20 protein-coding genes are annotated in these 19,912 nt (G+C 60.9%); 11 read left to right on the top strand and 9 right to left on the bottom strand.

Translation table 11 applies throughout. The annotated features are described in order from the left end of the window. Positions 1-59: 59 nt before the first annotated feature. On the bottom strand, positions 60-893 hold the full coding sequence (locus tag M5B44_RS21975; protein ID WP_248740477.1) for an aldo/keto reductase: 834 nt from the start codon (positions 891-893) through the stop codon (positions 60-62). 176 nt (positions 894-1,069) lie between these two features. On the opposite strand from M5B44_RS21975, the gene M5B44_RS21970 reads away from it, so the two are divergent. After that, positions 1,070-1,846 carry an IclR family transcriptional regulator gene (locus tag M5B44_RS21970; protein ID WP_134828185.1) on the top strand — a complete coding sequence of 259 codons (777 nt, stop codon included), beginning with the start codon at positions 1,070-1,072 and terminating at the stop codon, positions 1,844-1,846. A gap of 145 nt (positions 1,847-1,991) precedes the next feature. Next, positions 1,992-2,870: a DMT family transporter gene (locus tag M5B44_RS21965; protein ID WP_248740476.1), complete on the top strand. Its 879-nt coding sequence runs from the start codon at positions 1,992-1,994 to the stop codon at positions 2,868-2,870. Positions 2,871-2,912: 42 nt separating this feature from the next. Here M5B44_RS21965 and M5B44_RS21960 read toward each other — a convergent pair whose 3' ends face one another. After that, positions 2,913-4,250 carry an MFS transporter gene (locus tag M5B44_RS21960; protein ID WP_114885678.1) on the bottom strand — a complete coding sequence of 446 codons (1,338 nt, stop codon included), beginning with the start codon at positions 4,248-4,250 and terminating at the stop codon, positions 2,913-2,915. Positions 4,251-4,522: 272 nt separating this feature from the next. Between M5B44_RS21960 and quiC the strand changes: the two genes are divergently transcribed. Together quiC and M5B44_RS21950 are read left to right on the top strand one after the other, a co-directional pair. Continuing rightward, complete coding sequence (gene quiC, locus M5B44_RS21955; protein WP_248740475.1) at positions 4,523-6,424, top strand: 3-dehydroshikimate dehydratase QuiC; 1,902 nt, start codon at positions 4,523-4,525, stop codon at positions 6,422-6,424. A gap of 102 nt (positions 6,425-6,526) precedes the next feature. Continuing rightward, a complete protein-coding gene (locus M5B44_RS21950) occupies positions 6,527-7,204 on the top strand; it encodes a TetR family transcriptional regulator (RefSeq protein WP_114885674.1) in 678 nt (225 codons plus the stop codon). Positions 7,205-7,237: 33 nt separating this feature from the next. On the opposite strand, the gene M5B44_RS21945 is transcribed toward M5B44_RS21950, so the two are convergent. From M5B44_RS21945 to M5B44_RS21935, 3 genes are all read right to left on the bottom strand, one after another. After that, on the bottom strand, positions 7,238-8,092 hold the full coding sequence (locus tag M5B44_RS21945; RefSeq protein WP_248740474.1) for a shikimate dehydrogenase: 855 nt from the start codon (positions 8,090-8,092) through the stop codon (positions 7,238-7,240). Between the two features lie 5 nt (positions 8,093-8,097). After that, complete coding sequence (gene aroQ / locus M5B44_RS21940; protein ID WP_011336043.1) at positions 8,098-8,538, bottom strand: type II 3-dehydroquinate dehydratase; 441 nt, start codon at positions 8,536-8,538, stop codon at positions 8,098-8,100. A gap of 131 nt (positions 8,539-8,669) precedes the next feature. Then, positions 8,670-9,581 (bottom strand): LysR family transcriptional regulator, encoded by a 912-nt coding sequence (locus M5B44_RS21935; RefSeq protein ID WP_248740473.1) that lies wholly within the window; start codon positions 9,579-9,581, stop codon positions 8,670-8,672. A 203-nt stretch (positions 9,582-9,784) separates the two neighbouring features. Between M5B44_RS21935 and M5B44_RS21930 the strand changes: the two genes are divergently transcribed. Next, positions 9,785-10,213, top strand: coding sequence for a DUF4160 domain-containing protein (locus M5B44_RS21930; RefSeq protein ID WP_248740472.1), 429 nt, complete (start codon positions 9,785-9,787; stop codon positions 10,211-10,213). Further along, positions 10,210-10,656: a hypothetical protein gene (locus M5B44_RS21925; RefSeq protein ID WP_248740471.1), complete on the top strand. Its 447-nt coding sequence runs from the start codon at positions 10,210-10,212 to the stop codon at positions 10,654-10,656. Before M5B44_RS21930 ends, M5B44_RS21925 begins: the two co-directional genes overlap by 4 nt. Positions 10,657-10,711: 55 nt before the next feature. Here the strand turns inward: M5B44_RS21925 and trmA are convergent, their stop codons facing one another. Together trmA and M5B44_RS21915 are read right to left on the bottom strand one after the other, a co-directional pair. Then, complete coding sequence (gene trmA / locus M5B44_RS21920; RefSeq protein WP_248740470.1) at positions 10,712-11,791, bottom strand: tRNA (uridine(54)-C5)-methyltransferase TrmA; 1,080 nt, start codon at positions 11,789-11,791, stop codon at positions 10,712-10,714. Beyond that, entirely contained in the window at positions 11,788-13,083 is a 1,296-nt protein-coding gene (locus M5B44_RS21915; RefSeq protein ID WP_085712226.1) for an NCS2 family permease, read from the bottom strand. Before M5B44_RS21915 ends, trmA begins: the two co-directional genes overlap by 4 nt. Positions 13,084-13,303: 220 nt before the next feature. Here M5B44_RS21915 and M5B44_RS21910 point away from each other — a divergent pair, with 220 nt between their 5' ends. Together M5B44_RS21910 and M5B44_RS21905 are read left to right on the top strand one after the other, a co-directional pair. Beyond that, positions 13,304-13,753 carry a DUF4879 domain-containing protein gene (locus M5B44_RS21910; protein WP_248740469.1) on the top strand — a complete coding sequence of 150 codons (450 nt, stop codon included), beginning with the start codon at positions 13,304-13,306 and terminating at the stop codon, positions 13,751-13,753. Positions 13,754-13,819: 66 nt separating this feature from the next. Further along, entirely contained in the window at positions 13,820-14,371 is a 552-nt protein-coding gene (locus M5B44_RS21905; RefSeq protein WP_248740468.1) for a DJ-1 family glyoxalase III, read from the top strand. Between the two features lie 5 nt (positions 14,372-14,376). Here the strand turns inward: M5B44_RS21905 and M5B44_RS21900 are convergent, their stop codons facing one another. Further along, positions 14,377-15,615 carry an MFS transporter gene (locus tag M5B44_RS21900; RefSeq protein WP_248740467.1) on the bottom strand — a complete coding sequence of 413 codons (1,239 nt, stop codon included), beginning with the start codon at positions 15,613-15,615 and terminating at the stop codon, positions 14,377-14,379. Positions 15,616-16,015: 400 nt separating this feature from the next. Between M5B44_RS21900 and M5B44_RS21895 the strand changes: the two genes are divergently transcribed. From M5B44_RS21895 to M5B44_RS21885, 3 genes are read left to right on the top strand one after another with little or no spacing between them, the layout of a single operon-like run. Further along, positions 16,016-17,452, top strand: coding sequence for a cytochrome ubiquinol oxidase subunit I (locus tag M5B44_RS21895; protein ID WP_085712222.1), 1,437 nt, complete (start codon positions 16,016-16,018; stop codon positions 17,450-17,452). 3 nt (positions 17,453-17,455) lie between these two features. Then, positions 17,456-18,463, top strand: coding sequence for a cytochrome d ubiquinol oxidase subunit II (gene cydB / locus M5B44_RS21890; RefSeq protein ID WP_248740466.1), 1,008 nt, complete (start codon positions 17,456-17,458; stop codon positions 18,461-18,463). A gap of 57 nt (positions 18,464-18,520) precedes the next feature. After that, complete coding sequence (locus tag M5B44_RS21885; RefSeq protein ID WP_248740465.1) at positions 18,521-18,688, top strand: DUF2474 domain-containing protein; 168 nt, start codon at positions 18,521-18,523, stop codon at positions 18,686-18,688. Between the two features lie 69 nt (positions 18,689-18,757). Here the strand turns inward: M5B44_RS21885 and M5B44_RS21880 are convergent, their stop codons facing one another. Beyond that, complete coding sequence (locus M5B44_RS21880) at positions 18,758-19,882, bottom strand: methyltransferase (protein WP_248740464.1); 1,125 nt, start codon at positions 19,880-19,882, stop codon at positions 18,758-18,760. Positions 19,883-19,912 lie beyond the last annotated feature (30 nt).

Raw genomic sequence — 19,912 nt, 5'->3', positions numbered from 1 at the left:
TGTTATTGACGAGTATGAGCGCCGGGAATTCAATCCGTCGGCGGATTTCTTTCGCCGGATCAGCGGTCGAAGGCGTCCCACACCGGCGCGAAGGCCGGGCTGACCTGACGCTCGCGTTTGGACAATGCGGCAATCAGTGCGCGGTCGTCATCGTCCAGTTCCACATTCAGTGAAGCGAGGTTGGCCAGTTGATTGGTTCTGCTGCTGGCCTTGGGAATCGCTGCGACATTGTCCTGATCCAGCAACCACTTCAGTGCGATCTGAGTCTGCAGCACGCCGTGCTTTTTGGCGATCTGTTGAATCTGTGCAACCTCCGAGACCTTGTTGCGTGCCAGCGGCGTGTAGGCCGTCAGCGCCAGATCGTGTTGGCGGACGTAGTCGAGCAAAGCGTTTTGTCCGAGCAGGACGTGGTACTCGACCTGAATCGCTGACAGAGGAATGCGGTATTCCTCGACGACTTTGCGCAGCAACGGCAGCGGAAAATTCGCCACACCGATGTTGCGAGCCAGGCCTTGCTCCTTGAACGAGGCGAGGGTCTCGAGAGTGCGCGGCAAGTCCCAGTCGGTGGTCGGCCAATGGATCATGAACAGATCGACGTACTCGCTGCGCAAGGCCTTGAGGCTGCGCTCCAGCGAGTGACGCATGGCATCCGGTTGCAACTGGTCCCACCAGACCTTGGTGGTGACGTGGATCTGCTCGCGGGGTGTCGGCGTATTCGCCAGTGCCTGTCCGACGGCGTCTTCGTTGTTGTAGGCCGCTGCCGTGTCGATGTGCCGGTAACCGAGTGCCAGTGCCTGCTCCACGGCGCGGGTGCATTCGTCGCCGAGCATCGGCCAGGTGCCAAGGCCGAGTTTGGGCAGGTTCAGTCCGTGTTTGTTGACGATGTGCTGCATGGTCGGCGCTTCCTGCATTGATGGGTTTCAGAATGGGATTCTGAAAACTAAACAACGCCAGCCAATATCGGCAACTTGTTAGCCGAGAAAGGGGGCGATTATCGAGCGTTCGGTTCCAGATTTCGCAATCAGTGATATGTATTTTAGAATCGGCAAAATTTCACTGGGATCGCACAATGGCCGGCAGTCAGATCGAACGGGTTTTCAGCGTGCTCGAAAGCCTTACCCACGAGCCGCGCGGACTGCCGCTGCAAACCCTCGCGGAACAAATCGACATTCCGAAAAGTGCGACCCACCGCTTGCTCGCCGAATTGTCCCGGCTGGGTTATGTGCGGCAGAACCCGGAAACCCTGCGTTATCACTTGTCGACCAAATTGGTCGCGATGGGTTTTCGTTATCTGTCGAGCAGCGGCGCCGACATCGTGCAGCCGGTGCTTGATCGACTGGCGCAGGAAACCGGCGAACTGGTGCGGCTGGGCGTCACCGATGGCGAGCGTCAGACCTGGATTGCCAAGTCACAGGGCGCGCGCAGCGGTTTGCGTTACGACCCGGACATGGGCCGCGATGCACCGCTGTTCTACACCGCGTCCGGCCATGCGTGGCTGGCGAGCATGAGTGATGCCGAGGCCCTGTCGCTGGTTGAACGTCAGGCCGCAGAAATACCGGCGGATATCGGGCCGAATGCACCACGAACCAACATTGAATTGCTCGAACATCTGCGGGTGGCGCGGGAACAGGGTTACGCCTGTGTCGAAGAAAGCTCGGCGGTGGGCACATCGGCCATTGCTGCCGTGGTGCGGCATCCGGCAGATGGCCGGGTTATCGGTGTGTTGAGCATTGCCGGGCCGAGTGCGCGGCTGCCGGGGGCGAGATTGCATGAACTGGCGCCGCTGTTGTTGAAGTTTACCGAAGAGTTATCGGCGGCGAGCCTGGCTTCGGAGTTGTTCGTTTAGCCGTGCAACGGCAGGCGCGATCGGGTTGTCTGTAAAGCTGTGCGTTGATCGCACAGAATTTGGCTTGAAGGGTGTGAGAATTTGGAACCTGGTTCTAAATTATCGCTGGAGGCTTTTTCCTCATTTTGATTTCCAGAGATTGCCAATGACCGTCAGCACACCGCTTTCCGGCGTCAACCAGCCCTTCAAGGGGATCTTGCTGATTGTCGTGGCGACGTTCCTGTTCTCCACCCACGATGCGCTGTCGAAATACCTCTCGGGTTTTTATCCGATCGTCATGGTGGTGTGGGCGCGGTATCTGGTGCACACGCTGTTGATGGCGGGGATTTTCCTGCCGCAGTCCGGGTTGCGTGTGCTGCGCACCAAACGCCCGTTGTGGCAGTTGGCGCGGGCGCTTTGCCTGCTGGGCACCAGCCTGTTTTTCACCACGGCGCTTTTGTACATCCCGCTGGCCGAAGCCACGTCGGTCAACTTTCTTGCGCCGGTGCTGGTGACGGCGCTGTCGGTGCCGTTGCTCAAGGAGCGGGTGACCCGGGGGCAGTGGATCGCGGTGATCTGCGGCTTCATCGGCGTGCTGATCATCGTCCATCCCGGTGGCGAACTGTTCACCCCGGCGATTCTGTTGCCGTTCTGCTCGGCACTGTTTTTCTGCTTCTATCAGTTGCTCACCCGCAAGCTCAGCGAGATCGACAGCCCGACCACCAGCAACTTTTTCGCCGGGCTGTGCAACACGCTGGTGATGAGTGCGCTGGTGCCGTTCTTCTGGCAGGTGCCGAGCCTGGGACATGCCTTGTTGATGCTGGCGCTGGGCACGTGCGGGATGACCGCGCACCTGTTTCTGACCCAGGCATTCCGGCATGCCGCGCCGGCGTTGCTGGCGCCGTTCGGTTATTGCCAGATCGTGTTTGCGGGGTTGCTGGGGTGGTTGCTGTTCGCGCACACGCCGACCCTGATGACGGTGATCGGGATTGCGGTGATCTGTTGCAGCGGGCTGGCGGCAGCGTGGCAGCAGAGCCGGCGCTGAAAGGACAACCGGCCTGAAATCAGGCCGGTCGGTGCAGGAGGATTATTCGGTAACCGTAGGAATCTTGCGCGGTGCCATGAAGTACATCCAGGTCAGCGCAATGAAGTACATCGCCGGGATCAGGGTGAACAGCACGGTGTAGTTGTTGTTGGTGACGGTGAGGATGTGGCCGACGATCTGGGTCATGAACATCCCGCCGATTGCCGCGCACATGCCGCCGAAACCGAACACCGTGCTCATCATGTGCTTGGGCGTGTAGTCCATCACGAGGCTCCAGATGTTGGCGGTCCAGGCCTGGTGTGCGCCGATCGCCAGGGAGATGGCGGCCACTGCGATCCACAGGTTGGCGGAACCGGCGGCCATGACCACGCCGATGATGCAGCAAGCGAACAGGAACATCGACAGCAGCCGCGCCTTGATCGAGTTCATACCGCGACCGATCAGGAACGAAGACAGAATCCCGCCACCCACGCTGCCGAAGTCGGCGGTGACGTAGATGATGATCAGCGGAATGCCCATCTGGGTGACGTTGATGCCCAGATTGTATTGCTGATTGAGAAACGGCGGCAGCCAGTACAGGTAGAACCAGAACACCGGCGCAGTCAGCGAGTAGGCGAGGGCGAAGGCCCAGGTGCCGCGCATGCGCAGGATTCGCGAGAACGGCACGCGGGCCTGTTCCGGTTCGACTTCTTTCTGGATGTAATCCAGCTCCGACTGTTTCACGCTCGGGTGATCTTCAGGGTTGAAATACTTCAGGCCCCAGAACAGCAACCAGATCCCGCCCAGTGCCGACATGCACAGGAACGCGGCCTGCCAGCCCCACACGTGAAGAATCAACGGCAGCAGCATCGGGGTGAACATCGCACCGACGTTGGTGCCGGCGTTGAAGATGCCGGTGGCCACTGCTCGCTCGCCGGCCGGGAACCACAGGCGCGTGGTTTTCACACAGGCCGGGTAGTTGGCCGCTTCGGTCAGGCCGAGGATGAATCGGCAGACCATAAAGCCCACTGCCGAGGTCGCCAAGCCATGGGCGCCGGTGGCCAGGCTCCAGAGCAGCACCGCGCAGAAGAACACACGTTTCACGCCGACCCGGTCGATCAGCCGTCCTTGCAGCACGAAGCCGATGGCGTAGCCGACCTGAAACCAGAAGTTGATGTTGGCGTAGTCCATCGCCGTCCAGCTCATTTCCTTGGCGAGGATCGGCTGCATGACGCCGAGGGCGGCGCGGTCGATGTAGTTCAGGGTGGTGGCGAAAAACACCAGCGCCAGCATGCCCCAACGGGTCTTGCCGACGGCCATGGCGCCGCGGATCTTGTCGCCGATGCCACCCGTGGCAGTGCTCATGGCCGGGGCCATGCGGGAAGTCTGTGAAGGAATCATGTGTTCCACCCGTTTTTGGATTTGTTATTTGGTGTGCTTTCTTGTGCACGCTGCGACCGGTGGTTCAGATCCGGACTCAAGGTGAAAGGGATGTTGGGCAGTGGGCGAAAAATCGTCAATTCGCCAAACCGGCATTGTGTTCGATAATCGCACGCAAAACTAACCGGGTAGTACAGTTTAAATTGCTCAATGAAAAACCGGGACCAATAATTCGCTCACCTTATAAAAGCGGCGCAATCCCCGTAGCCGACGTCTCCACCGGGAGTTGAAACATGCAGCGATCCATTGCCACCGTTTCCTTGAGCGGAACCCTGCCGGAAAAACTCGAGGCCATTGCCGCCGCCGGGTTCGACGGGGTGGAGATTTTCGAGAACGACCTTCTGTACTACGACGGCAGCCCCCGGGAAATCCGGCAGATGTGCGCCGACCTCGGAATTGCCATCACCCTGTTCCAGCCATTCCGCGATTTCGAAGGCTGCCGCCGCGATCGCCTGGAGCGCAATCTGGAGCGGGCCGAACGCAAGTTTGATCTGATGCAGGAACTGGGCACCGACCTGGTGCTGGTCTGCAGCAATGCTTCTCCCGACAGCGTTGGCGATCAGCAGATTTTGATCGACGACCTGCGTCTGCTGGCCGAGCGCGCCGGTGCCCGAAGCTTGCGCATCGGTTATGAAGCGCTGGCCTGGGGCCGTCACGTCAATACTTATCAACAGGTCTGGGACATCGTGCGTCAGGCCGATCACCCAAGCCTTGGCGTGTTGCTCGACAGCTTCCACACCCTGTCGCTCAAGGGCGATCCACGGGCGATTGCCGAGATTCCCGGAGACAAGATTTTTTTCGTGCAGATGGCCGACGCGCCGATTCTGGCCATGGATGTGCTGGAGTGGAGCCGGCATTTCCGCTGCTTCCCGGGACAGGGCGAATTCGATTTGCCGGGCTTTCTCGCGCCAATCATCCAGAGCGGCTACACCGGGCCGCTGTCGCTGGAAATCTTCAACGACGGCTTCCGTGCCGCGCCGCCTCGGGCCAATGCCGCCGACGGTTTGCGTTCGCTGCTGTATCTGGAGGAGAAAACCCGCCAGCGTCTGGAGCAGGAAATCCGCCCTGTGGATAACCGCGAAATCCTCTTCGAGACGCCGAAGGCGAGCGAATACAACGGCATCGAGTTTCTGGAGTTCGCCGTCGACGAAGCCCTCGGCGCCAAGCTGTCGAACTGGCTGGAGCGGCTGGGGTTCGTCAAGGCCGGGCAGCACCGTTCGAAATGTGTCAGCCTGCTGCGCCAGGGCGATATCAACCTGATCCTCAACTCCGAGCCTTATTCGTTCGGCCACAGTTTCTTCGAGGCCCACGGCCCGTCGCTGTGCGCCACCGCCGTGCGGGTCAAGGACAGCGCCAGTGCGCTGGCGCGGGCCGTCGCCTATAAAGGTCAGCCGTATCGCGGACTGGTCGGCCCCAATGAATTGGAGCTGGCAGCGGTGCGGGCGCCGGATGGCAGCCTGATCTATCTGGTGGATGAAGAGGCGGATGTCTACGGCACCGATTTCAATCTGCTGCCGGGCGCGGTAACAAGTGGCGGGCTCAAGCGCATCGATCACATGGCCATGGCGCTGCCGGCGGACAGCCTCGACAGTTGGGTGTTGTTCTACAAGAGCCTGCTGGATTTCGAGGCTGACGACGAAGTGGTGCTGCCCGATCCGTACGGGCTGGTGAAGAGTCGCGCGCTGCGCAGTCGCGACAGTTCGATCCGCTTGCCGCTTAACATTTCCGAGAACCGCAACACCGCGATCTCACACGCGCTGTCGAGTTATCGCGGTTCCGGAGTGCATCACATTGCCTTCGATTGCGATGACATCTTTGCTCAGGTTCGCCGGGCGAAAGAGGCGGGCGTGCCACTGCTGGATATTCCGCTCAACTATTACGATGACCTCGCGGCGCGTTTCGATTTTGACGACGAGTTCCTCAGCGAGCTGGCGTACTACAACGTGCTGTATGACCGCGATGCTCAGGGCGGCGAGCTGTTCCACGTCTACACCGAGCCGTTCGAAGGGCGGTTCTTCTTCGAGATCATTCAGCGCAAGAATGGTTACGCCGGTTACGGCGCGGCCAACGTCGCGGTGCGACTGGCGGCGATGGCCAAAGCACGCAGTGGCGCTGTTCGCCAGGCTAAGTTGTAGGAAATTCGTAAACGCGGGATTAAACACGGGCCGCGCGGCTTCCTTCACTGTGCCGCGCGGCCCATAATCGCCAGCCTGTGCAGTGATGGCCGTGAGCCCGCAATGACAATGACTTCAGAACTTTCCGCAGCCCCCGTTTCATCAGCGGTAGAGCCGCGCAAGAGTCGCAAGAACAACCCGGAAAAAACCCGCGAGAACATCCTGCAGGAAGCGATCGTCGAGTTCGTCCAGCAGGGCCTGTCCGGCGCCCGCGTCGATGCGATCGCCGAGCGTATCCACACCTCCAAGCGCATGATCTATTACTACTTCGGCAGCAAGGAGCAGTTGTACGTCGAGGTGCTGGAGAAGCTCTACGGCGATATCCGCAGCACCGAAAACCGTCTGCACCTGGCCGAGCTACCGCCAGTGGAAGCGATCCGGCGCCTGGTGGAATTCACCTTCGATCACCACGACCGCAACGTCGATTTCGTGCGCATCGTCTGCATCGAAAACATCCACAACGCCGAGTACGTGAAGCGTTCCGATGCGATCAAGGCGATGAACAATACGATTCTTGATTCGCTGGGGGAGATCCTGGCGCGCGGTGCTGCTGAAGGCCTGTTCCGGGCCGGGCTCGATGCGCTGGATGTGCATCTGCTGATCAGTTCGTTCTGCTTCTATCGCGTGTCGAACCGCCACACCTTTGGTGAGATCTTTCAGATCGACCTGCCGGACGAAACCATCAAGCAGCGTCATCGCGAGATGATTTGCGAGTCGGTGCTGCGCTACCTGCAGGCCTGACCGGCGTCGAGGGGGCGTCGCCCCCTCACGGTTTTATCCCTTCATGCTTTGAAAGTGCGCCAGCATTCGTTGCGCATCCGGCGCCACGCCGCTGAACAGTTCAAACGCCTTCACTGCCTGAAACACTGCCATGTTGCCGCCATCCAGGGTTCGGCAACCCAGGGCGCGGGCGTTGCGCAGCAGTTCGGTTTCCAGCGGGAAATACACGATCTCCGCCACCCACAGCTCCGGCCGCAGCAATGCTGCCGGCACGGGCATGCCCGGCAGTTTGGCCATGCCCATCGGCGTGGTGTTCACCAGACCATCGGCCTGACTCAGCGCGCTCGACAGATCGCGCCCGGCCACGGCCCGACCAGCGCCGAAATGCTGGTTAAGGTTGTTGGCCAGGCTTTCGGCCCGCTCGACATCCACATCAAAAATGCTCAACTGACGTACGCCTTCACTCAGCAAGGCGTGGGCCACTGCCGCGCCTGCGCCGCCGGCGCCCATCTGGACTACACGCTCGCGGGCGACGTCTGGCAGACCCCGACGAAAGCCTTCAGCGAAACCCAGGCAATCGGTGTTGTGGCCGATGCGTTTACCGTCTTTCAACACCACCGTGTTCACGGCTCCGATGCCCCGGGCTTCCGCAGACAACTCGTCGAGCAGCGGAATGATGGCCTGCTTGCACGGGAACGTGATGTTCAAGCCGGTGTAGTTCATTCGTTCGGCGGCCAGCAGCAGGTCGGGCAGGGCGTTGCTGTCCAGTTGCAGTTGATCGAGATCGATCAGTCGATACAGATAACGCAGGCCCTGTTCATCACCTTCGTGTTCGTGCAGTGCCGGAGTGCGGGAGGCCTGAATGCCGGCGCCGATCAGCCCGGCGAGTATCACGTTGTTGCGGTTCATGCGGTTCACCCCTTCAACCGCTGGCTGAAATGCTCCAGGGCCAGCCGATAGCCGTGGCTGCCGAAGCCGCACATCACGGCGGTGGCGATGGCCGAGACAAATGAGTGATGACGGAATGGCTCACGGGCGTGGACGTTGGACAGGTGGACTTCAATCACGGGCAGTTCACTGGCGACCAATGCGTCGCGGATCGCTACCGAAGTGTGAGTCCAGGCGGCCGGGTTGATCACGATGCCGGCGCAGCGCTGGCGGGCGCCGTGAATCCAGTCGAGCAATTCGCCTTCGTGGTTGGTCTGGCGAAACTCCACGGCCAGGCCAAATTCTTCGGCGGCGCGCCCGCACAGGGCGGAGATGTCGGCCAGGGTTTCGTGACCGTAGGTCGCCGGTTCACGGGTGCCGAGCAGGTTCAGGTTCGGGCCGTTGAGCACCAGAACGATAGGGGGCATGGGGGCAAACTCCACTTATTGTTTTTGGCTTGGGCCGAGGGTTTCGACCTGTGGAGTTAAATTGTACTAGCTGGTTACTTTAATCAATTGATCAACGATCGCTACGCCGTTTTGTGTTCGGTAATCGGACATTAGTGTGGCAATTGCTCGACCAGAAAATCGATGAAAGCCCTGACGCGCAGTGGCATATGGCGATTCTGCGGGTACAGCAAGGTGAACGGTCGCGAGCGTCCACTGTAGGGTTTGAGCACTTCCACCAGCGAACCGTCGGCCAGTTCCTTTTCCACAATGAAGCGATAAGTCTGGAACAACCCGGCGCCGTGTCTGGCCAGGGTCACGCCACCGAGGACGTCATCGGAACAGCAGAAATTACCCTCGGCGAGGACTTCCCGTGGCGCGTCCTCTTCGTAAAACAGCCAGGTAATCCGCCGCCCGCTGCTGGGCAATTCGTACTGGATGCACTCGTGCTGTTCGAGGTCTTCGAGGGTCTGTGGCGTGCCGGCGCGCTTCAGGTAATCGGGGCTGGCGACCATCACCAGCGCCGCATCTTCCAGGTGTCGGGCGATCAGGCCCGAATCGGGAATTGCCCGCACGCGGATCGCCATGTCGTAACCCTCGCCGACGAAGTCGATGTTGCGATTGCTGATGTGCATGTCGACCTTCACCTGCGGAAAGCGAGCACGAAAGGCCGGCAGCAGCGGCAGGATCCGGTGGTGGGCGTAAGTTGTAGGAATACTGATACGCAAGGTGCCGGACGGTTCCTGCTGCTGGCCCATGACTTCCCGTTGCGCCTCCACCAGTTGCGCCAGTGCCTGACGGCATTCTTCGTAATAGCGTCGGCCGCTGTCGGTCAGTTTCACGCTGCGAGTCGTGCGCGCGAACAACCGCACGCCCAAGCGTTCCTCCATGCGCGAAACCGAGCGACTCACCGCCGCCGGCGTTACCGACGCCGCCTGCGCCGCAGCGGTGAAACTGCCGCACTCGGCCGCCAGACAAAACAACTCGATGCTGCCCAGCTGAAGATCGTCGAAGTGTCGCTGCATGATTGATTACACCGGGGAATGAGTCTTCGTATGTAGCAAATGCGCGGACGCTGCGAAAGAACTGCTTACCATTTTGCGCGGGGCTTTTGCGGCTGCCGCACTAGGCTCGAAAGGTAACGACCAAAGCGGGCGTCGGCGCCGGTGGTCGGATTTGCCAGGGAATGGCAAATGTTGAAACTTTTAAACCTAACGGATGGGTTAGCATGAAGGTATGCAGTTACAAAGGACTGTCAGTGGTGATCATGTTGCGTGACGAACATTGTCCGCCTCATGCGCACGTAGATTCAGGTGCATGGAGTGCCCGCTTCAAATTCAGCTTCTGGCACAACGGCGTGGAGTTATGGGATGTAGTGCCCCTGTCGCGACGGCCACCGATTGCAGTGCTTGAGGGGTTGCGTCAGTCGCTGCGTGAAACGGATCATCTGCGGCGGGCCCGCCGAATCTGGTGGTCTCGTTTGCAGACGGCGTGTCTCGATAACCAATGGTGGGACGGGGACTCGAACGAAGTGGCCGTCATGCGTGAAGTCACCGGTGCGACTTTCAGAATCGGATCGGCGTATTACGAACCAGAAGAAAACAAAACCCTGCTGGCCCTGGTCGGTGCTCGGGAAGGTGTGGAGATCGAACTATGAAAACAGTCAAAGCCGGCTTGCACGCGGATCGCCCCGTCACGGAAAAGCGTCTGGACGAGGCCGTCGACCGTGGCGGCGTGCGTCGTCGCAGCAGCCTGCAAGCCGTGTCGGTAGCCTTTCACAAACCGTGCCTGGTGATTCACTTTGAAGACGACAGCGGCGTGTTGCTGCCGGTGAATCTTTACCGTGAATTCGATGATTTCGAACCGGAAGACTTCACCGGATTGAATATCGGCTTTGCCGGCACCGCGCTGTGCCACGACGGCAAGGACCTGCAGGTTTCCATCGCGGGCATGATCTCCGCCAGTCAGCCATTGATGGCGATGGCGGCTTCGGTGATCGCCTCACGCAATGGCCGCCAGAGCAGCACCGCGAAAGCTGAAGCTGCACGGGCCAACGGCAGGAAGGGCGGACGCCCGCGCAAAGTCGATCCCGTGCCATGAACAGGCACAAAAAAGCCGTCGGTCAGGACGGCTTTCTTGTTTCTGGCACCGGCGATCAACGCCGGGTCAACAGCACGCCGGATTCCATGTGGTGGGTCCACGGGAACTGGTCGAACAACGCGCAGCGGGTGATGCGGTGCGTGTCGTGCAGTTGGGCGATGTTGGCCGCCAGGGTCTCCGGGTTGCAGGAGATGTACAGAATGTTGTCGAAGCGACGGGTCAGCTCGCAGGTGTCCGGGTCCATGCCGGCCCGTGGCGGGTCGACGAACACGCTGCCGAACTCGTAGCTTTTCAGGTCGATGCCGTGCAGGCGACGGAACGGGCGAACTTCGTTCAGGGCTTCGGTCAGCTCTTCGGCGGACAGGCGCACCAGGGTGACGTTATCCACAGCGTTTTCGGCCAGGTTGCTCAATGCAGCGTTGACCGAGGTCTTGCTGATTTCGGTGGCCAGCACTTTGCGCACACGGGTCGCCAGCGGCAGGGTGAAGTTGCCGTTGCCGCAGTACAGCTCCAGCAGATCGTCGCTGCGATCGCCCAGTGCTTCGTATGCCCAGTTGAGCATCTTCTGGTTCACGGTGCCGTTAGGCTGGGTGAACGCGCCTTCTGGCTGGCGATAGCTGAAGGTGCGACCGCCGACTTCGAGCTTCTCGACTACGTAATCGAGGCCGAGCACTTCGCGCTTGCCCTTGGAGCGACCGATGATGCTGATGCCCAGGTCCGCCGACAGCTTGGTGGCCGCTGCGTGCCAGTGCTCGTCCAGCGGACGGTGATAGCACAGGGTGATCATCGCGTCACCGGCCAGGGTGGTCAGAAATTCCACCTGGAACAGCTTGTGGCTGAGCGCCGCACTGGCCTGCCAGGCCGCTTTCAATTGCGGCATCAGCTGGTTGATGCGCAGGCTGGCGATCGGGAATTCTTCGATCAGGATCGGCGTGCGCTTGTCGTCCTGGGAAAACATCGCGTAGTGCCGCTCTCCGCCCTCGCGCCACAGGCGGAATTCGGCACGCAGGCGGAAGTTCTGCAGCGGCGAGTCGAACACCGTTGGTTCCGGCGCATCGAACGGAGCCAGCAGGTCACGCAGGCGCGTGACCTTGTCTTCGAGTTGTGCGGCGTAGGCCTGGGAATCAAAAGTCATGCGTTGAACCAACCCAGCTTGATCACGAACAGAATCGACAGGATCACCAGCGCCGGGTTCAGCTCACGGGCGCGGCCGGACAGCAGTTTGATCGCGGTCCAGGCGATGAAGCCGAAGGCGATGCCGTTGGCGATGGAATAGGTGAAAGGCATCGCAAGGGCGGTGACCACGACCGGCGCGGCGACGGTGATGTCGTCCCATTCTATTTCCGCCAGGCCCGAAGTCATCAGCACGGCGACAAACAGCAGCGCTGGCGCGGTGGCGAAGGCCGGCACGCTGGCAGCCAGTGGCGAGAAGAACAGCGCCAGCAGGAACAGGATCGCGACGACGATGGCGGTCAGGCCGGTGCGGCCGCCGGCGCTCACGCCTGCAGCGGATTCGATGTAGCTGGTGGTGGTCGAGGTGCCCAGCAGCGAACCGGCCATCGCAGCGGTACTGTCAGCGATCAGCGCACGGCCCATTTTCGGCATGTGGCCGTCCTTGCCCATCAGACCGGCGCGCTTGGCGACGCCGATCAGGGTGCCGGAGTTGTCGAACAGGTCGACGAACAGGAAGGCGAAGATCACGCTGACCAGACCGATGTCCAGTGCGCCCTTGATGTCCAGTTGCAGGAAAGTCGGGGCCAGCGAAGGCGGCATCGACGTCACGCCGCCAAACGGGGTGAAACCCATCACGATCGAGACGATGGTCACCGCGAGAATGCCGATCAGCACCGCGCCGCGCACTTTCAGGGCTTCAAGGGCGACGATCAGGGCGAAACCGAGGGTGGCGAGGATCGGTGCCGGTTGCTTCAGGTCACCGAGGCCGACCATGGTCGCCGGGTTGCTGACCACGATGCCGGCGTTGTGCAGGGCGATCAGCGCCAGGAACAGGCCGATACCGGCGGCAATCGCCGAACGCAGCGGCAGCGGAATGCTGTTGATGATCCATTCACGGATACGGAAGATCGACAGCAGGAAGAAGCACACGGCCGAAATGAACACCGCACCCAGCGCCACTTGCCAGGTATGGCCCATGTGCAGCACGACGGTGTAGGTGAAAAAGGCGTTCAGGCCCATGCCTGGTGCGAGGGCGATCGGGTAGTTGGCGATCAGGCCCATGACCGTGGAGCCGATGGCGGCTGCCAGACACGTGGCGACGAACACCGCGCCCTTGTCCATGCCGGTCTCGCCGAGGATGCTCGGGTTGACGAACAGAATGTAGGCCATGGCCAGGAAGGTCGTGACGCCCGCCAGAATCTCGGTCCGCACGTTGGTGTTGTGTGCCTTGAGTTGAAACAGCCTTTCCAGCATGTCTGCTCCCCGTGGCGCGCGTGGCGCCGTGAATGTATCGACCTCAACAGCAAAGCACAGACCGTCGCAAGCGCCTGGAAAATTGTGGTGGGCCGGAAAAAGCCGCGCATCATACCAGCAGCGTGAGGAATATGGCGGATGTTGGTATCGATCGTCGGCGAAGTTTTGTGTCGCGGCCAAACCGGCCATACTGCGCGCTGATTTTTGGGGAGTGGATCGCATGAACAAGCATTGGATGAAGGCTGGCGGGTTGATCGCACTGTTGCTGGCCGGGGTGCCTGCCGCATTCGCCGCATCGGCACCACCGCTGAGCGAGGTGAAAGTCATCAAGGTTCAGTCGGCGTCCTGCGGGCTCGAAGACATTACCGACGGTCAGGTGCAGACCCGTTGCGATCACAGCGGCCCGGGCATCAAGGTCTATGTGCTGGAAATCGGCTACGGCCAGAGCCAGCCCCAGGCGGCACTGGACGGTTTTGAAGTGAACGGCACGCGAAGCCCTGTGTGCGCCTTTGATAACGGCAATCTGACCGAGTGCACGCCCGGCAGCAAAACCGTCGGCTCTCTCTATACCTTCGATCTGGCAGGCCGGCAGGAAGGCACTTTCACGTTCAGCAACACCTCGATCAACGCCCCACGCAACACGATGTCGACCCAGCTTTACATCAAGTAACGGCTGCCGCGAACAGGGCAGGGCAAAGCTGACTACGCTTTAAAGATCACCCAGCGGATGGCGCCCATGACCTTTAGAGCCCTGATTACCCTCGCCGAGGGCATCGATGATCTGCAAAGCGTGACCCTGATCGATGTGCTGCGCCGGGCCGGTATCGAAGTGATGGCGGCCAGCATCGAAGGACGGCGCATGCTGACCTGCGCCCGAGGCACACGACTGACCGCCGACGGCATGCTCATTGATGTGCTGGCCCAGACCTTCGACCTGATCGTCCTGCCCGGCGGCGCGGTCGGCGCACAGCATCTGGCGGCCCATCAACCTCTGCAACAATTGCTCAAGGACCAGGCCAGCGCCGGACGCCTGTTCGCCGCCATCGGCGAAGCCCCGGCGGTAGCCCTGCAAAGCTTCGGTGTATTACGCCAACGCCGCATGACCTGCCTGCCCACAACCAGCCATCAATTGTCCGGTTGCACCTTCGTCGATCAACCGGTGGTGGTCGACGGCAATTGCATTACCGCCCAGGGTTCCGGCGCCGCGCTGGCATTTGCCCTGACGCTGGTCGAGCAACTGGCGGGCAAGGCCGCCAGATCGAAGGTTGCGGGAGAGTTGCTGGCCTGAGAGGGTCAGGCCTTCACCTCTTCCACCGGCACATGCATCCGGTCGCGGTTGGCCAGGGTCGGGAACAGCTTGATCCACGTCCCGGTCACCACCAGCGTACCGATGCCGCCCATCACCACCGCCGGCACGGTGCCGAACCAGTGGGCGGTGAGGCCGGATTCGAATTCGCCCAACTGGTTCGAGGCGCCGATGAACAGGCCGTTCACCGCGCTGACCCGGCCACGCATTTCGTCCGGGGTTTCCAGTTGCACGAAGGAGGCGCGGATCACCATGCTGATCATGTCCGCCGCGCCGAGCACCACCAGCACCGCCAGGGAGAACCAGAACGAGGTCGACAGACCGAAGGCGATGGTGGCTACGCCAAATACGCCGACGGCGGTGAACATTACCCGACCGACGTTGCGCTCGACGGCGAAGCGCGCCAGGAACAGCGACATCATCAACGCCCCCACCGCCGGCGCCGAACGCAGCAACCCGAGTCCCCATGGTCCGGTCAGCAGGATGTCCTTGGCGAATACCGGCAACAGCGCCGTGGCGCCTCCGAGCAGCACGGCGAACAGATCCAGCGAAATCGCGCCGAGGATATCCGGGCGGCTGCGAATGAAACGAATCCCCGCCAGCAATGAGTCCAAGGTCGCCTTGCCCTTGTTCAACGGGGTCTGTCGCGCGGGCAGGTTGAGCATCAGGGTGCAGGCGATGACGTACAGAACGACGGTCGGGCCATACACCCAGACGCTGCCGAAGGCATAAAGCAGACCACCAAGCGCCGGGGCGACGATGGTTGCCGATTGCTGCGCCGACTGCGCGGCGGCGACCGCCCGGGGGAACAGCGTACTGGGCACGATGCTCGGCAGCAGCGCCTGGGTGGTCGGCATTTCGAAGGAACGTGCAGCACCCAGAAGGAACGCCAGGATAAAGATCATTTCCCGGGTGACATGGTCGGTAGCGCTGCCGATGGCCAGTGCCAGAGCGATCAACGCCTGCAACGACTGACAGATTGCTGCGACCTTGCGCCGGTCGTAACGATCGGCAACGTGGCCGGTGTGCAGCATGAACAGCACCCGTGGTGCGAATTCCACCAGACCGACCAGGCCAAGGTCGAGCACGTTGCCGGTCAGTTGATAGAGGTTCCAGCCGATGGCCACGGTGAGCATCTGGAAGCCGCTGGCGGTGAAGATCCGGGCAAACCAGAACGCAAGAAACGGACGATGGTGACGTAACAGCAAGGGCTCTTGGCTGGGCATCTGCGGGCCGGTCTTGATCGAGGGGAACCGCGAGATTATCACCAGTCTGTAACAGGAAGTTGCTATGACAAAAAATTTAGTTAGCCAGACATCGATTTTTCCGCACCCGGACACCTGACCCGGTCAGGGATGTATTGCAGGGCGTTGCCGGAACTGTGAGGCAACTTGTCACGCGGCAAAAGACCACGCGGTTCCCCGTCGGAAATGGGACTACTCTTTCTACGTTGATTGATCCAGATCAAGACCCTTCGCGGAACCGATCCCGGACCCGTCGGCAGACTCCCTGCGTCGCGATGCCTGTAAAAAGAAGAACGAATCCGAGTTCGCCGCACTCCATACCCGTGGGGGCAGTGGTTCAAGGCCGCCAGCCTTGGAACCGTTATCTGATAGAGGAAAGCTTATGTTCGGTTTAGAGGCACTAGATCTCGCCCGAATCCAGTTCGCGTTCACCATCTCGTTCCACATCCTGTTCCCGGCAATCACCATCGGTCTTGCGAGCTATCTCGCGGTGCTGGAAGGCCTGTGGCTGAAAACCGGCAACGACACCTACCGCGATCTCTACCATTTCTGGTCGAAGATCTTTGCCGTGAACTTCGGCATGGGCGTGGTCTCGGGGCTGGTCATGGCCTACCAGTTCGGTACCAACTGGAGCCGCTTCTCGGACTTCGCCGGTTCCGTCACCGGGCCATTGCTGACGTATGAGGTGCTCACGGCGTTCTTCCTCGAAGCCGGTTTCCTCGGAGTGATGCTGTTCGGCTGGAACAAGGTCGGACGCAAACTGCACTTCTTCGCCACGGTAATGGTGGCCATCGGTACGCTGATTTCGACCTTCTGGATTCTCGCGTCCAACAGCTGGATGCAGACGCCGCAGGGCTTCGAGATCGTCAACGGTCAGGTGATCCCGACCGACTGGCTGGCAATCGTGTTCAACCCTTCGTTCCCGTATCGCCTGATGCACATGGCGACTGCGGCGTTCGTCGCAACGGCGTTCTTCGTCGGCTCGTCGGCGGCCTGGCATCTGTTGCGCGGTAAGGACAACCCGGCGATCCGCACCATGCTGTCGATGGCGATGTGGATGGCGTTGATCGTTGCTCCGATCCAGGCGGTCATCGGCGACTTCCACGGGCTCAACACCCTCAAGCACCAGCCGGCGAAAATCGCCGCGATCGAAGGTCACTGGGAAAACGTCGGTAACGAAGCGACGCCGCTGATCCTGTTCGGCTGGCCGGACATGAAAGAAGAGAAAACCAAATATGCCGTCGAGATCCCGTACCTCGGCAGCCTGATCCTGACCCACTCGCTGGACAAGCAAGTCCCGGCGCTCAAGGAGTTTCCGCCTGAAGACCGGCCGAATTCGACCATCGTGTTCTGGTCGTTCCGGATCATGGTCGGCCTCGGTTTCCTGATGATCTTCACCGGCCTCTGGAGCCTGTGGCTGCGCAAGCGCGACACGCTCTACACGTCGCGGCCGTTCCTGTACCTGGCGTTGTGGATGGGGCCGTCCGGTCTGATCGCGATCCTGGCGGGCTGGTTCACCACTGAAATCGGTCGTCAGCCGTGGGTGGTCTACGGGCTGATGCGCACGGCGGATGCGTCCTCCAATCACAGCTTCATGCAGATGAGCATCACGCTGATCATGTTCGTGGTGGTGTATTTCGCGCTGTTCGGTGCGGGTCTGGGCTATATGATGCGCCTGGTGCGCAAAGGGCCGAAGACCGACGAAGGCAAGGAAACCAACGACGGTGGTCCTGGCCAGAAACGCACGCCGGCCCGTCCGTTGTCCGCTGCCGACGACGATGGCGCCGAACACGACCGCAGCCTGACCAAGGAGATTTGAATCATGGGTATTGATCTTCCGCTGATCTGGGCCGTGATCATCATCTTCGGGATCATGATGTACGTGGTCATGGACGGCTTCGACCTGGGGATCGGGATTCTCTTCCCGTTCATCCCCGGCAAGACCGACCGCGACGTGATGATGAACACCGTCGCCCCGGTATGGGACGGCAATGAAACCTGGCTGGTTCTGGGCGGTGCGGCGTTGTTCGGTGCGTTCCCGCTGGCCTATTCGGTGGTGTTGTCGGCGCTGTACCTGCCGCTGATCTTCATGCTGATCGGGTTGATCTTCCGTGGCGTGGCGTTCGAGTTCCGCTTCAAGGCCAAGGACGCCAAGCGTCACCTGTGGGACAAGGCGTTCATCGGTGGTTCGGTGGCGGCGACGTTCTTCCAGGGCGTGGCGCTTGGCGCGTTCATCGACGGGCTGCCGGTGGTCAACCGGCAATACGCCGGCGGTTCACTGGACTGGCTGGCGCCGTTCACGCTGTTCTGCGGCGCTGCGCTGGTGGTGGCTTACGCCTTGCTGGGCTGCACCTGGCTGATCATGAAGACCGAAGGCAAGCTGCAAGAGCAGATGCATGACCTGGCGCGCCCGCTGGCTTTCGTGCTGCTGGCGGTGATCGGCATCGTCAGCCTCTGGACGCCACTGGCCCACCCGGAAATCGCTACGCGCTGGTTCAGCATGCCGAACCTGTTCTGGTTCATGCCGGTACCGATTCTGGTGCTGGTGACGATGTACGGACTGATTCGCGCCGTGGCACGCAATGCCAACTACATGCCGTTCCTGCTGACCCTGGTGCTGATTTTCCTCGGCTACAGCGGTCTGGGCATCAGCCTGTGGCCGAACATCGTGCCGCCGTCGATCTCGATCTGGGACGCTGCCGCTCCGCCGCAGAGTCAGGGCTTCATGCTGGTGGGTACGCTGTTCATCATCCCGTTCATCCTGGGTTACACCTTCTGGAGCTACTACGTGTTCCGCGGCAAGGTCACCCATGAAGACGGTTATCACTAGGCGTGATCACGATGGCGCCGACAGCGGCGCCATCCCCCTCAACCGGAGGATGAGAGCATGAGCGGCAAACATTCCCTGCACGACATTGAAGAAGTCGAAAAAAAACCGCTGTGGCAGCGGCTCGGCTGGCTGGCCATGATCTGGGTCGGCAGCGTCGGTGCATTGTTCATCGTCGCCAGCCTGATGCGCATGTTCATGAATGCCGCAGGCCTGACGACGCACTGAAATTTCCCATCCCGTCGCCTTGCGGCACGGATTTTTGACCCTCCGACCGGAGGGTTTTTTTTGCCCGGATTATTTGCGCGCCTTGAGAATCACGAACTTCGGCGTGGCCGCGACTTGCTCGACACCGCGGAACAGCCGCGCCAGTTTGCTGTGATAACCCAGGTGACGGTTGCCGACGATGTACAGCGCACCGCCAACCACCAGCGCTTCGCGGGCCTGCTGGAACATGCGCCAGGCGAGGAAGTCGCCGACCACCTGTTGTTGATGGAACGGCGGGTTGCACAGCACCACGTCGAGCGATTGCGCTTCCTGCCCCGCCAGACCGTCGCCGGCGCGCACGATCACATCCCGTTCTCCCAACGCCGCACGCCAATTTTCGGCGGCGGATTGCACAGCCATGAACGATTCGTCCACCAACGTGTAATGCGCATCGGGGTTTTGCAGGGCGCTGGCGATGGCCAGTACACCGTTGCCGCAGCCTAGATCCGCGACCCGCGCTGAGCCGAGGTTTTTCGGCAAGTGCGGGAGAAAGGCGCGAGTCCCGATATCCAGACCTTCGCGACAAAACACGTTGGCGTGATTGAGCAGTTCAATGGCCGGCTCGTCGAGGCGATAACGGGTCGGATAAGGCGAGGCGGCCGGAGCCTTTACCTCGGGCGTGGCGATCAGCAAGCGCGCCTTCTTCACCGCCAGCGAAGCCTGAACCGGGCCGATGTAGCGTTCCAGCAGATCACCAGCGGCACGTGGCAAGTGCTTGACCATCGCTGCGGCTACCACTTGTGCGCCAGGTGCCAGTTGACCTTGCAGGCGAATCAGTTGCTCTTCCAGCAGCGCGAGGGTTTTCGGTACACGGATCAGTACGCGGTCGAATGGCCCGATCAATGGCTCACTGGCGGGAATGCCATGCAGAGCATCGAACGCCTGCCCATTGCGTAACAGGTTTTTTTCCAGGCCTTGAAACGCCAGGAATGAGTCGCCGCTGGTGCTGACTTGCACTTTGCCCAAGAGGCTGATGGCCAGCGCGCCGAAACTGTCGTTGAGCACCAGAACCCGTGTCTCGACCGGCAGATTCTGTTCAGCCAGATGATTGAGCAGGTATTCGTCGGCTGCATCGAAGGCTTGCAGCGGTTCGTTCTGCTGTTCGGGCTGGCGGATCAGATCAAGCTGGGCGAAGGGCGTATCGAGCAAAGGCATGGGGCGGGGACTCTGGGTAATCAACGGGTG

It is taken from the genome of Pseudomonas sp. MWU12-2029 (assembly GCF_023242425.1).
Lineage (GTDB): Bacteria > Pseudomonadota > Gammaproteobacteria > Pseudomonadales > Pseudomonadaceae > Aquipseudomonas > Aquipseudomonas kribbensis.
Note: the sequence above shows the minus strand (reverse complement) of the source record. Positions and strands in the feature narration are given on the sequence as shown.